This is a genomic window from Rothia sp. CCM 9418 (assembly GCF_048512825.1).
Classification (GTDB): Bacteria; Actinomycetota; Actinomycetes; order Actinomycetales; family Micrococcaceae; genus Rothia.
Genome location: NZ_JBLXXX010000001.1, coordinates 431,900 through 444,636 on the forward strand (window position 1 = coordinate 431,900; position 12,737 = coordinate 444,636).

The following is a 12,737-nucleotide window of genomic DNA, read 5'->3' on the forward strand; positions in this document are numbered from 1 at the left end:
GCCTACCATGAGAATTCTCATGGTAGGCCCAAACTTTAGAAGTCTTAGAGTGAACGTGAAATACGAATCATCTCTTCACGGTCGGTCACTTTTACGCGAGCGCGTGGCTCACCGGAGGCGTCCTGCGCGGCAGCACCAAGTGCGCGTTCGTGTTCGTCTAGCTTATGCCAGCCTTCCCACGTGGTGTATTCGATACCTTTAGAGTCAAGGTATGCGCTAAAGGTCTCGGCACATGGCTCAGTAGCAGTGTAGAGGTTCTCACGGTCAGATAGTAGGTGGGTGATGGTCTCTAATGCGTCTGATTTAGTTGAACCGATCAGTCCGACGGGGCCTCGTTTAATCCACCCTGTTGCGTATAGCCCGGGAACAGGTGTCCCTTCGTTATCGACGACGCGGCCTTCAACGTTGGTGATGACACCGCGTACGGGGTCGAAGCCAACCTCAGGAAGTTCTGAGCCGAAGTAGCCGATAGCACGGTAAACCGCTTGCATGGGGTATTCAACGAATTCTCCGGTGCCTTTGATACCACCGTTGCCGTCGAGTTCGTTACGTTCCATCTTTAGCGCGGTCACTTTGCCGTCCTCACCAAGGATTTCTGCTGGAGATTGTAAGAAGTGTAGGTGTAGTCGGCGGGATGCGGTTTGTGGTTCTTCTTTTTGTTTCTCAAGCCAGCCGTTGAGGGTTTTCATCATGACTTTAACTTGAGAGTTGGTTTCCATCGCTTCTTGTGAGGCTTCGTCGAATTGGAAGTCTTCTTCGTAAAGGACGATGTCTACGTCACGGGAGTGTGCTAGTTCTCGCAGTTCTAGCGGGGTGAATTTAATCTGTGCTGGTCCACGGCGTCCGAAGACGTGTACGTCAGTAACTGGTGAAGATTTTAGTCCTTCGTAGACGTGGTCAGGAATTTCAGTGACGAGTAGATCATCTGCGTGTTTGGAAAGTACACGGGCGACGTCTAGCGCTACGTTGCCGTTGCCGAGTACTGCGATTTCGCGGGCGTTAAGTGGCCATTCACGGGGGTAGTCGGGGTGTGCGTCGTACCAGGAGACGAAGTCTGATGCGCCGTAGGAGCCGTCGAGTTCTACACCGGGGATGTCAAGGTTTGCGTCTTTGATAGCGCCGGTTGCGAAGATGATGGCGTCGTAGTGTTCGCGGAGGTCTTCGAGGGAGAGGTCTTTGCCGTATTCTACGTTGCCGAAGAAGCGGATGTCACCGCGGTCAAGGACTTTATGTAGTGCGGTGATGATTCCTTTGATACGGGGGTGGTCGGGTGCTACACCGTAGCGGATGAGGCCGAAGGGTGCAGGGTAGCGGTCGAAGATGTCGATGGATACTTCAAGTTCACCGTTTTTGACTTCTTTTGATTTGGTAAGGATATCTGCCGCGTAGATGCCAGCAGGTCCAGAGCCGATGACGGCAACGCGCAGGGGGCGTGCTTCAGACACAGTTTTTCCTTTCGGTGCCAGTTCCCTGATGTGGTGGGGCTGGCTGGATGATTTACACACTTGGGCATTAGTTTACCTATCAGATGCCTCTGTGTGGACTCTCTTGTGTGCTGAACCTCTAAAAACTTAGGTTTACTTAACTTTTCTTTCAGGGGTGTTGCGGTTTTATGCGCTGTGGTTTGCGTTCAGAGAGCGTATATCTTTTTCTAGCCAGGTGTTGGGTAGAAGGTGTTGGTGTGTATGGGTTATGAGAATGATTGAGCGTCCTGCTAAGCGTTCTGTTTCGAGGATATCGATCATGAGGGGCACGGAGTCTATGTCGATAGTGGAGAATGGTTCGTCGAGCAATAACAGTGGTGCTTGGTGTACGGCGATGGTGGCTACGAACCATACTTTTTGTGCTTGTCCGCTTGAGATTTGTGTGCATAGTTGGTCGGTAATGCCTTCTGGCACGAGTTTTTGTAGAAGATCTAGTGCTGCGGCGGGCTCTGTGCCGTAGGCGGCACAGTAGAACTCTAGTTGTTCGCGGACGGTGAGGAGTCTAAAGAGCGCTGGTTGTGTGCTCATATGCCAGCGGGTACGTCGCCCCTCTATGCTGTGGGGTGGGTAACCGGATAGGGTGATTTCTCCACCAGTGGGTTGTAGTGCTCCGGCTATGAGATTTAGGAGGGTACTTTTTCCAGCACCGTTGGGGCCATTGAGAATGATTGCCTGATGGGTGTCGAGGCTGAGGTTGATGTCTTCGAGTATGGGTTGGGTGGGTGTAAACCCAAAATGTAGGTGAGTGGTGGTTAATAGAGCCATTAGAGTGTTTTTCTGGGGATTCGGGCGGTCAGGGTGAATAGTGTTGTGAGGCAGATGCTGATGAGGGGTAGAACGTAGAGGGGCGTATTTTGGTGAAGGAGTGCATAGGCGATGAGCGCAAATATGCCGGCTATAACAGAGATGAGGGTGGAGGCGATGGGGTTTTGGCGGATACGCCCGTTAGATTGTGAGGGTAGACGACCGGGGAACAGGCAGTCTACCCAGAGGGTGAGAGCCGGCGAGATGAGTATTCCAGTCAGCCATGCGATCAGGAGTGAAGAGGCTGAGACTGACGATATGAGCAAGAGTAGTGGTAAAGATAATAGGCTCAATGGTGCACATACTAAGGTGGTTGAGCAGACTATTGCGCTTGCTACGCCGCGTTCCCCGAGCAGTGATGCTGTTAGGTGAGGAAGTAGTGGGCGATACGCGTTTACCGAGCAGATTCCGTGTGCTACACCGGTAGATAGTAGGGGTGCTCCCATGGCTATGCCCCATGCGGCTTCAGCCGGTAAGAAGGGCTCTATCATAGTGTTATTGACCAGCATGCCGGTGCAGAAAGCTGCTGAAAAATATGTGATGCGGGCAGAGATGAGAAATTCTCCAGATTCTCCGTCTGTTGCATCGCGGGTGATGGTCAGTGGCAGGGCGATGAGTCGTCCCCACGCATTTTGCGGTAATGGTATGCGCCATGTTGTGTAGGTGGGGGCAGAGTCTATGGGTGCGTTATTCCAGAAGATTTTGTGTCGTAGACGGATTAACGCTGCTGCTGATACGCCTAAAAGGATGAGTGTCAGGCTGAGGAGTGTTATTGTTCCTTGCTCGGAGAGGAGGAAAGCAAAACATTTTTGTATAGCCTCACGGAAGCTGTTTTCTCCCATCATGATAGGTAGTAGAACCCCTGCAAAGATGCTTCCGGCACCGTACAAGAAGAAAGACCAAAGAAGTACTCGTAGCGTGGTCATTGACGTTCTGCCTGTTGCTAGTAGGCACAGTGCAGTGCCTCGAAAGAGTCCTCCAGAGATGCTAAGTAATACCCCTATCAGTAGCGGTTTAAGGATGATGTGTGCTGGTATTTCCCAGTTACAGATTGCAATGATGGAGTATGAGCACAAGGCAATGACCATCAGTAGCGTTTCGAATGTTAGGGGAAGAATGAGCCGTGCTGTGAATAGTTGCCCTCGGGTGAAACCGGCGTGCGTAAGGATGGTGGCGTCAGCTGGAGCATTGATTTCGCGTGCAGTGCGACCCGATATTTTTAGGAGGTGACGAGTCAAGCAGTAAATTCCACCGAGAGAAAGTAGTGATGGGACGAGGTGCTGCGATTCGCCAATATATGCAAATAGTGTGGGGGCAGCGATCACAAAGAACGTCAGGAATAGCCCCAGTAACATGCTGATGAGCAGGCAAGCTAAGCCAAGGAGGAAGTAAGCGTTGCGGGTGAGACGAAATTCTGGTGCAACAGCTCGTACATCTAATAGTTTGCTGGTTTTGATAAGAAGTATAACGTGGTGAATCCACCGGTCTCGTTGTTGTGTTCTCGGCGTAGCGTTGTGGCTCATAGGAATGTTCTTGGGCTTGTTTAAAATGACTGATTAGTGCGAGAGCGTTGCCTGAACTCGATAATTCCAATGAGGCAAAAGGCAAGCAACCAGAGAATTGAGAACACCATAGAGATGGTGTTTTCTGTCTGGCGAGCTAAAGCCGTTGTAAGCATAGAGACAGCTCCGCCAAGCAGCAGGGAGACTGCTAGGGGAATGTTTGGTCCGAGTTTTAGTGTCTCTGTGAAGACATAGATGATACTCAGAAGTATGGCGAGAGCGAACCACGTATAGGTGAGGAAAGCCCAAAAGAGCTGAGCTGATTCTAGAACATTAATGAGGGGGTTTAAGAGCATGATCAACCCTACAATTACGGCAAGGGCAATGAGAATTATTCCACGAACACGGCTAGTCATCGGCTTATTCCTATGGAGACACAACGGCATATTACGTATTCATAATATTTATTTTTTAGTGTTAGGGTGCTCAACTCGCTCTGCATTCTAAAAAATAGCAAGGATAAAATGTATCCTCAGCAGGTTTCCCGGGATAGCAAAAGCGGTGTTGTTGTGATGAGATTTCATCACAACAACACCGCTTTTTATCAGAGATAAGCCTGTTTATTGCTCAACTTTTTGTAAACGACGAATCTTGCGTTCTTCACCATAAGCAACGATGCCCAGAAGGATAATCCCGATAGCCAATGCAGCATAGAATACGGTGAACACAGAGTCCCAGCCGTGTAGCACATGACCAAAAACAGTAAGGCCAGAACGTTCAGGATCAGCGATGGCAGCCAGACCAACTTTTGCCATCGAGTCCCCTAGAAGATATGCGAAAGTACCGCTCATGCCGTTTGCTACGCTCACTGCACGTTTAGGGACGAAGCCCACCAAGGAAACACCAATCAGTAACTGTGGACCAAAGATGAGCGCACCTAAACAGAAGAGGGCAATGTTAACTTCTGTAACACTATGCGCATTCTTATAGAGTCCGACGGCGAAGAAAATGAGAAAGAGGCAACCAACAGAGACCAGAGCACGACGTCCTTTGAGTAAGTCGGAAATATAGCCCCACGACATACTTGCGACAAGAGCACCAATCTCAAAGAAGAAAATCGTGTTTACCGCGTCTGAAGTGCTAAAGTGCAATTCTTCACTGACGTAGAGCGGCGCCCAGTTATCAATGCCAATACGCACGATGTACACGAAAATATTTGAAGTACATAGAATCCAAATCCACGGGTTTTTGAGAACATAGGTGGTGAAAATCTGCCATTTAGTCAAAGACTCAGACTGGGTATTTTCTTCTTCAATAGGTTCATCAAAAATTTCTTCTGAACGGTTCCAACCAAGCTCCTCGGGGTCGTCTTTGCCGATGAAAAGACCTGCGATACCAATAGCGAGACCAATCAGCGCAGGAAAAATAAACATACCAACAACGTGACCGTTGAAAAAGACGTTAGCTCCCCATAGGGCAAGACCACCAGCAATAGCGCCACCAATATTATGTGAAGCATTCCAGAAACCAAGGTAACGTCCTCGTTTTTCACGCGGTGTCCACCGTGAAATAGTCGAGTATGAGGCAGGACCACCAGCAGACTGGAAGACACCATTGAGCCCCCATAGCACCACAAAGATACCGATGACAGAACCGAAGGCACTCAGCAACAACCCCATGACCAGAACCATCAGGGAAGCAGAGACGAGTAGGGCAGAAACAATACGTTTAGAATTTCTGCCATCTACAAAATAGCCGACAAGGGTTTTCCCTAAACCGTAGGTGATAGAGAACGCTAGACCAATATAGCCCAATTCGAGGGTGCTTAGCCCATATTCTTCTTTAAGGAGCGGTTGAGCGGCTTTAAAGTTGTTGCGAATCAGGTACATTGACATGTACACCAAGAACACAACGAAGAAGGCTTTAAGGAATTCTCGGAGCCAGAGTTTGCGTTGTTCGCTGGTAGATAGGCCAGACGGTGGGGCTTTGCGGATTGCGAAGAAATCCAGCATAGTGTTCCTCCTAAATGATACAAATATCGTTCGAGTGAACGGTATTCAATGATTTAGGATTTATTAAATACGATATTTCGTCAAAACACCTTGTCAAATGAACTTTTGTTCACATCTCTGACAAGACATTACGACATATTCTCAGTTATTAAATTGAGCAGTAAGTCCTTCGCGTTCTCCAAATCGCTCAAGATGACGTACAAGAATACCTTTGACACGTTCTAAGCGCTCTTCATCTTCTGCATACGCCCATAGAACCAGTTTCGTTTCTCCAGCAATATCTGTCACGAGAACATCACCATAACCACTAAAAATACCTTCTCGGTTAAAAGTGATTCGATGGCCATCAACTATTTCTTCACAAGGGACTTTATGGCACATATGCGATATCAGCTGTTTTGCGTATCGTGCAGGACGAGAAGTCTCAACAACAGCTTGGACAGAATATGCCATCTCTGCAATAGTAGGATATACACTCACGAGGGTGTCCTTCAGGGTACGTCATCAATCAACTAACGGTTTTTCTTCTCGTCTACACTAACAGTCTGGCAACGCCGAAAGTAACCCTGGATTTGCTGTGAATTCTATAGCTTTGTTCCAAGTAATCCTCTGGTGAAGCGCCCTTTGAAAATATTACTGCATTTTTGTTAAGGTTTTTCTCGAAAATTACGGCAGGTTTTACCACACATATAGCATCTCAAGACGTATTATTATCAGGTAATTATCAGCGTTGACATTGCGTATTTGCGCATCGTTAACGCTTTCTTCATTTTTGGGGCTTTTAATCCCCATTCACACGAGAGTAACTACGGATTCAACGAATGTCTTCTGAGAACACCGCGGCTCACGCATCCGCATCGGCACCCACCCCTACTAATGGGTTAGACCGTTTCTTCAAAATTACCGAGCGAGGCTCTACCTTCGGAACAGAAATTCGAGGTGGTTTCGCAACCTTCTTCGCCATGAGCTACATCGTGGTACTTAATCCCCTCATTATTGGCACTGGAGCAGATTCTGCAGGTAATGTCCTCGGACCAGAGAAGGTAGCAGCTGTTACGTCTCTCATTGCTGGCATCATGACCATTGTCATGGGCATTTGGGCGCGCCAGCCCTTTGCCATGGCAGCAGGATTAGGCGTTAATGCACTCCTTGCCTCTACTATTGCAACCACCCCGAACCTTACATGGCCCCAAATTATGGGGCTTGTTGTTTGGGCGGGTATTATCATGCTTTTGCTGGTGCTTACTGGTTTCCGGACTGCTGTTTTTAACGCGGTACCGCAAAGCCTTAAAACGGCTATTGTTGTTGGTATCGGTATATTTATTGCTTTTATCGGATTAGTTGAAGCAGGCATTGTACGCCGTATGCCAGACGCAGCAGGAACAACTGTTCCTGTCTCTTTCGGTGTTGGCGGTCATCTTATGGGCTGGCCAACTGTCGTATTCCTTTTCGGATTGTTCCTTACTATTGCACTTTTTATTCGCAATGTTCGTGGAGCAATTCTGATTTCGGTAGTTGCATCAACAGCGTTATCTATTTTCCTTGAGACCATTGCGCCTTCCGGCTCTTCTCTTGATTCCCCCACCGGCTGGTCTTTGATGGTTCCAAGTGTTCCACCTCATTGGTTTAGCTTGCCAGATCTTTCTCTCATCGGTTCGGCTGACCTTTTTGGTGCGTTCCGTTCACTCAGCGGTGCTGCGGCATCTTTGCTTGTATTCTCTATCTTGCTGGCAGTTTTCTTTGATGCAATGGGGACTTCTGTTGGTCTTGCTGCTGAGAATGGCACTCTCAGCAAAGATGGAAAGATTGAAGGAATCAATCAGGTTCTTCTCGTTGATGCGTTGGGTTCTGTTGTAGGTGGTGGTGCTTCGAGCTCCTCTCACCAGATTTATGTTGAATCAGCAACAGGTATCGGCGACGGTGCTCGTACTGGTTTTGCCAACCTCATCACCGGTGCGATGTTCTTACTTGCGATCTTTATTTCTCCACTAGTTAATATTGTTCCCTTTGAAGCTGTTGCCCCAGCATTGGTTGTTGTTGGTTTCTTGATGGTCCGCCAAGCTGTTCATATTGATTGGGCAGACTGGGGTCTTGGTATTCCAGCATTTTTGACGATTATTATGATGCCTTTCACCTATTCCATCGCCGATGGTATTGGTGCCGGATTCATTTGCTACGTCTTCATTCGTCTGGTTCAGGGACGCACTCGTGATATTCACCCGCTTATGTATGCAGTTGCTGGTGCTTTTGTCCTCTACTTCAGCATGGGCGTCATTGAAGGTGTACTCCACTAGTTATTAGAAGTGCTCTTCATACACAATGGGGGCTCGATAGCATACCGCTATCGAGCCCCCATTGTTCTTTATGAGTTATCCAACGCTATATAGTGTGCAAGCTTGTTGATATTTAGTGTGGACGTGTCGAGTCATATCTTCGGGCGCAGTGAAGTCGCTCCAGTTGTAGAGTTCTTGGGAATCTGCGCCAGAAAGTTTCCAATGGCTTCCTAGTTCTAGGAGGGACTGATGTTTGACGTCATAATAGTCGGGTTTTCCACTCAATGCGATTCCGCGAGCGCCCGCAAGAGAAGCCATGAGATGGTGGTGGAATCGGCTGGTTATCCAGAGTTGTTCTGGTGAGAAAGTGAAGTCTTCGTCCCAGAATTGTTGGAAGGAGATGAATCCGTGGGGGTTAACAATGTCTTGTAGTGCTTCGTATCCGGCGTAGTCGGCGCCGGGGATTGCTTCGACGTAGTGGATGTTGTCGCGGGGTATGTCGAGTTTTTTGACTTGTGCGCGGACGAAGTTGAGCATTCGTTGGTGTTGTCCGTCTTCTACGGCGTCATTTTGGACGCAGAGGTAGAGCTGCGTGTTCTCTGGTGAGAATTCTGCGGTATTTGGGGTGAGGGTGTTGGGGTTGATGAGGTAGGCGTCGTCGAGTCCGCGGGTAATGCCTAGGGCGTAGGAGCTGGGGGTGTCTCGTACGCTGATGTGTGAGAATCCGGTGAAGTTTTCGGTGATGCGTGGCATGAGTCCTTGTCCGGTGGCGATGAGTCGCGCTCCGGTTTCTTGGGCTGTTGCTTGCATGGTTTCGATGATGAGGGCGTTGGATGGCCAGACGCTGTTGATGAATCCGCCGCCGAGCAGATGTATGGTTCCGGCTCTGCGTAGTTGGAGTAGTCCTGCGTCGAAGCGTGGTGAGCCGAGTGTTTTGATGAGTTCGCTAGGGTGGCGATTGAGGTTGTGTTCGTATTCGAAGATGGCGCGGAATACGGTGTTGACGACGTGTAGATTGGGGTGGATGTTTTTGAAGAGGGTGCTGGCTGTTCCGGGTTCGCGAACGTCGAGCCAGATTTCGGTGTTGGGTTTGTGTTCTGCAAAGAATTCGAGCCATCTGCGGGTGATGAGTTCGTCGCCGTAGTTGGGGTAGCCTGCCATGGAGATGAGGTAGATGGGGGCTTCTTCTGGTTGGTGTGTGGTGGCGGTGTTTTCGTGGCGGTGTTCTTCGGTAGTGTTTTTTGGTGTGGAGAACCCGGGGATTTGTTGCAGAATTTTTTTCACGGTACTACCTTACTCGTCTTTATTTGTGCCAGTAAATAGGCGGAAGGTTTCTTATGGTAGTGGATGTTGGCACCAGAAGAAAATACTAAGTAGGTTGACTAAAAACCTTGCGTGATGTTAGGTTAGTTACATCTCAAGGAGGTTTTGATGTCTCGGAAAACAGTAGAAAAGCTCCCCCGAAACCTTGCGATTGTTTCTTTTATGGTTGCAATCGCTGTGGCGATTATGGTGACTGGGCGCTCTGGCATGGAGTTACAGAGTATGGCCACTATCCTCAAAATAACATTTTTCATTCTTGTTGTCTGCGGTATTTTTTCTGCAGTTGTTTACACTTTTGCCTATTTCAGATTTCATTCTCGTATGCCTTGGACAAAAGGGCACAACACCCATCAGCTTTTTTAAAGTTGACTAAAAGTTTTATAGTGACATATCAGACAGAGGGTGCTCACCAGTTAGCTGGTGAGCACCCTCTGTCTTCCTCGTATAAAACTAGTTTTCCGTCACCGGCTTATCGTGGCGAGGGGTTGCACCTTGTGCAAATTTTCGTACCCAGCGGTCATCTTTATATTGTGCTGGTACGGCACCACTGAGGAGTCTCTTGGTCAGTTGGGTGGCAAGATATTCGCCGTCTAATGGCAGTGGAGAGTGAGCACCAGCAATAATGATGTTGCCTCGTCTGCGGCCTTTGAGCATGGCAGGGTCAGCGATAATGCAGGTATGTTCAAAGACTTCTGCGATAGCGGCAGCTTCTGCTTTTGCTCCTAAGAGTTCTGGATAGTCACCACAGTTAATAATGTATAGACCTTTGTGAGATAGGGATTCTGAGGCGATGCGCGTGAATTCTAGTGTTGTGAGCGGTTCGGGTGTGATGTATCCGGCAAAAACATCACGAATGATGATGTCACGCGATTGGGCGGTAAATGTTTCTGTCACAGCTCGTGCTTCGCCTACTCGTATTTTAAGCTGAGGTGCTTGCGGTAGTGAGAACCACTGGCGTACGTATTCTGCGAGTTTTGCGTCAAGTTCTACCACCGTATTGCGTGATTTTGGGTAAACGTCCACAAAGTAGCGTGCCATGGAGCACGCCCCTCCGCCGAGGTGTGTTAAACGCAATTTTTCGGTGTCTAGGGTACTTTCTGCATAGGTTTCGACGGCGGCAGCTATCCATCGCATATATTCAAAGTCCAGTGCTCTGGGGTCGTCTAAGACGATATGTGATGATTCCATACCGTTGATTTCAAGGACCCATCCACCGGGAGTGTAGTCATCTTCAATGAGTTCCGCTACCCCTGTAGAGATGGGGTATTTTCCTTCGACAAGCGTGCTTTGGTCTGTTGCGGTGTTCTTTGTTTTTCTTCTGCGTCTAGCCACAGGTTTAAGGGTACAGTGTTGAGGGTATCTATCCATGATGTACAGATGAGATAAGGGCGATGTTCGTGGAAATCATTCACCGTCACTATAGGCTTATTCCTGCCACTGTTGAAGATGCAGATGTGTATGTTGATTTACAGTTAAAGTGTTTAGCCCAAACTTATGCTGGTTATGGGGATGACGGCTTTATGCAGCGTCAGTATGATTCTCGTGATGAGCTAGTTGAGGAATTTTTGGACAATGTTTCTTCTGCTCAGTCGCGCGCTTTTCTTGCGTACGATACTTCTGCAGATTTTTCACATCCAGTAGGTTTTGGGTTATCTCGTTTGGGTCCATTGCCGTGGGAGAGTGAACTTGATTTTGCACAGGTTCCTGCTGGTTCTCGTGAGCTAGTTCAGTTATATACTCTTGAGCAGGCTCAGGGGCACGGGCTGGGTCAGGCACTTTTGGATGCTGTTCTCGTATCGGGTGAACCAGCGTATCTGCACATTGTCGAAGGTAACGCGAAGGCACAACGCTTCTATGAGAAGAATGGTTTTAGCCATGAGGGGTTTTCGTTGACTTGTTTGGGGTCCTGGCATAACCCCGAGGGGCAGAGTATGCGCGTAGGACGTATGTTTCGAGGGATAGACATAACAGAGAATCACACTTCTGTTTAAGGCATCTCGAGCCCTTAGAATAGCGAGGTTATTTTTTCTTTTTACCGCAGCAGACAATATCGTCCAAAGCACAGCACAAAATTGCTGCCACGGGAAAAACAATCCATGCTTCTGTCCATCGTTTTCCTACAAATCCCCAGAGTAAGAAAATAATGATGACGATACCCCAGTATGCTTTCCTTAAAAGGTGCAGTAAGGGCGTAGGGCGTGTTGTGTCATCTCCCCAATCTTGAGATAGTACGCAGATAGTGTCGGCGGCTCTTGTTGCCCAGGAGCAGAATATGATGATCCATACGCCCGCAGCAACCATACAAAGTAACAGGGCAAGCCCCGCGGCGGATACTCGATGATTATCCGTTAAGAGAGCAGGAGCGATGACGCCGATGGGTGAGGTTGCGATAAGTAGTACACCTGCAATTTTGAGGGTGCGCGTATGTTTTTTCTGTTCTTGTTCTTGTTCATGCACCCATTGTTTGACGGCTGGGTCTGCCATGAAACCGTATTCTTCGACCATGCTAAAGGGGCTCATGTATTCTTTGACCCGATGGAGCAAAAAGCGGCCTATTACGATACAGAGGATAAGCCCTAACGTTGCAAGGGGTATTGATACGGTATGGTGTTCTCCGCAGATTGAGACGCAGAGCAGGAAGAAAGCTAATCCGAGGATAAAGAAGATGGTTCCTGTTGCTCTTTGGGCGGAGCTTTCTTTGAGTGCCCGAGAATATTTTTGGGCGCATTCTTGGGTGACGAGGGAGTACATGGGTTGAGCAATTCCGTAAAAGCTTTTGCCCGTTCTATAAGAGATGATTTCTTCTGCGATGTTGAGTTCATCGGCTAGAGCTTCTAAGGAGCTGTGCTCTGCTATGACGATGTTTTGTGCTTCGCTGGGTGTTTTACCGTGTTCAAGGAGTGTTTTTAGGCGCTTTTTCATGCGTAGTCGAAGTCGTTTTCGAGCACGTTTAAACGCTGGAGTTGGTGGATATTCGGAAAATAGTGTTGAGAGGTAAGAGTCAATATTTTTCATAGGAGGGGGCTTCTATTAGTGTGGGGTTGCGCATATGGGGGAAGATGGCGCAGACCCTGGGGTGTTCTTCTACGGTTTGTGCGTTATGAAGACACTTCAAATAGGCGAAAAAATATACAGAATAAAATTAAAAAACATTTAAAAACATTGGTTTAACCTGGGGAAACTATTCCTACTGTATATAGAAAATAAAAAATCTACAACATATGTTGCATATTTAAGCACTTATGTCGTTTTAGTAAAATTTTCACCTCATGCCACGCCCACAAAAAAGCGGCCTATCGTTCGTCAAGAACAATAGACCGCTCACACGTGGCAACAAAG

Annotated in this window: 12 protein-coding genes; 3 read left to right on the forward strand and 9 right to left on the reverse strand. The window is 48.2% G+C overall.

Annotated elements, in window-relative coordinates:
• Positions 1-44: 44 nt before the first annotated feature.
• From ACN083_RS02055 to ACN083_RS02080, 6 genes are all read right to left on the reverse strand, one after another.
• Positions 45-1,445, reverse strand: coding sequence for an FAD-dependent oxidoreductase (locus ACN083_RS02055; protein ID WP_419101162.1), 1,401 nt, complete (start codon positions 1,443-1,445; stop codon positions 45-47).
• A 165-nt stretch (positions 1,446-1,610) separates the two neighbouring features.
• Positions 1,611-2,249: an ABC transporter ATP-binding protein gene (locus ACN083_RS02060; protein WP_419101163.1), complete on the reverse strand. Its 639-nt coding sequence runs from the start codon at positions 2,247-2,249 to the stop codon at positions 1,611-1,613.
• Complete coding sequence (locus tag ACN083_RS02065; protein ID WP_419101164.1) at positions 2,249-3,811, reverse strand: hypothetical protein; 1,563 nt, start codon at positions 3,809-3,811, stop codon at positions 2,249-2,251. Before ACN083_RS02065 ends, ACN083_RS02060 begins: the two co-directional genes overlap by 1 nt.
• 20 nt (positions 3,812-3,831) lie before the next feature.
• A complete protein-coding gene (locus ACN083_RS02070) occupies positions 3,832-4,206 on the reverse strand; it encodes a hypothetical protein (protein ID WP_419101165.1) in 375 nt (124 codons plus the stop codon).
• A gap of 204 nt (positions 4,207-4,410) precedes the next feature.
• Complete coding sequence (uhpT, locus tag ACN083_RS02075) at positions 4,411-5,802, reverse strand: hexose-6-phosphate:phosphate antiporter (protein ID WP_419101166.1); 1,392 nt, start codon at positions 5,800-5,802, stop codon at positions 4,411-4,413.
• Between the two features lie 141 nt (positions 5,803-5,943).
• Positions 5,944-6,282 carry a DUF2218 domain-containing protein gene (locus ACN083_RS02080; protein ID WP_419101167.1) on the reverse strand — a complete coding sequence of 113 codons (339 nt, stop codon included), beginning with the start codon at positions 6,280-6,282 and terminating at the stop codon, positions 5,944-5,946.
• Positions 6,283-6,623: 341 nt separating this feature from the next.
• Here ACN083_RS02080 and ACN083_RS02085 point away from each other — a divergent pair, with 341 nt between their 5' ends.
• Positions 6,624-8,096, forward strand: coding sequence for an NCS2 family permease (locus ACN083_RS02085; protein WP_419101168.1), 1,473 nt, complete (start codon positions 6,624-6,626; stop codon positions 8,094-8,096).
• Positions 8,097-8,171: 75 nt separating this feature from the next.
• Here the strand turns inward: ACN083_RS02085 and ACN083_RS02090 are convergent, their stop codons facing one another.
• Positions 8,172-9,359: a polysaccharide pyruvyl transferase family protein gene (locus ACN083_RS02090; protein WP_419101169.1), complete on the reverse strand. Its 1,188-nt coding sequence runs from the start codon at positions 9,357-9,359 to the stop codon at positions 8,172-8,174.
• Positions 9,360-9,506: 147 nt separating this feature from the next.
• Here ACN083_RS02090 and ACN083_RS02095 point away from each other — a divergent pair, with 147 nt between their 5' ends.
• Positions 9,507-9,761, forward strand: a complete 255-nt coding sequence (locus ACN083_RS02095) for a hypothetical protein (RefSeq protein WP_419101170.1) — start codon at positions 9,507-9,509, stop codon at positions 9,759-9,761.
• 87 nt (positions 9,762-9,848) lie between these two features.
• On the opposite strand, the gene ACN083_RS02100 is transcribed toward ACN083_RS02095, so the two are convergent.
• Positions 9,849-10,730, reverse strand: a complete 882-nt coding sequence (locus ACN083_RS02100) for a spermidine synthase (protein WP_419101171.1) — start codon at positions 10,728-10,730, stop codon at positions 9,849-9,851.
• Positions 10,731-10,795: 65 nt separating this feature from the next.
• On the opposite strand from ACN083_RS02100, the gene ACN083_RS02105 reads away from it, so the two are divergent.
• Positions 10,796-11,389: a GNAT family N-acetyltransferase gene (locus ACN083_RS02105; protein WP_419101172.1), complete on the forward strand. Its 594-nt coding sequence runs from the start codon at positions 10,796-10,798 to the stop codon at positions 11,387-11,389.
• Between the two features lie 28 nt (positions 11,390-11,417).
• On the opposite strand, the gene ACN083_RS02110 is transcribed toward ACN083_RS02105, so the two are convergent.
• The gene (locus tag ACN083_RS02110; RefSeq protein ID WP_419101173.1) at positions 11,418-12,413 is read right to left on the reverse strand and encodes a hypothetical protein; all 996 of its coding nucleotides are present in this window, start codon (positions 12,411-12,413) and stop codon (positions 11,418-11,420) included.
• Positions 12,414-12,737 lie beyond the last annotated feature (324 nt).

Bases quoted from the DNA above. Each gene is read 5' to 3' on its own strand.
- ACN083_RS02060 (WP_419101163.1), bottom strand. From the start codon at position 2,249: ATGGCTCTATTAACCACCACTCACCTACATTTTGGGTTTACACCCACC.
- ACN083_RS02065 (WP_419101164.1), bottom strand. From the start codon at position 3,811: ATGAGCCACAACGCTACGCCGAGAACACAACAACGAGACCGGTGGATT.
- ACN083_RS02070 (WP_419101165.1), bottom strand. From the start codon at position 4,206: ATGACTAGCCGTGTTCGTGGAATAATTCTCATTGCCCTTGCCGTAATT.
- ACN083_RS02110 (WP_419101173.1), bottom strand. From the start codon at position 12,413: ATGAAAAATATTGACTCTTACCTCTCAACACTATTTTCCGAATATCCA.
- ACN083_RS02095 (WP_419101170.1), top strand. From the start codon at position 9,507: ATGTCTCGGAAAACAGTAGAAAAGCTCCCCCGAAACCTTGCGATTGTT.
- ACN083_RS02085 (WP_419101168.1), top strand. From the start codon at position 6,624: ATGTCTTCTGAGAACACCGCGGCTCACGCATCCGCATCGGCACCCACC.
- uhpT (WP_419101166.1), bottom strand. From the start codon at position 5,802: ATGCTGGATTTCTTCGCAATCCGCAAAGCCCCACCGTCTGGCCTATCT.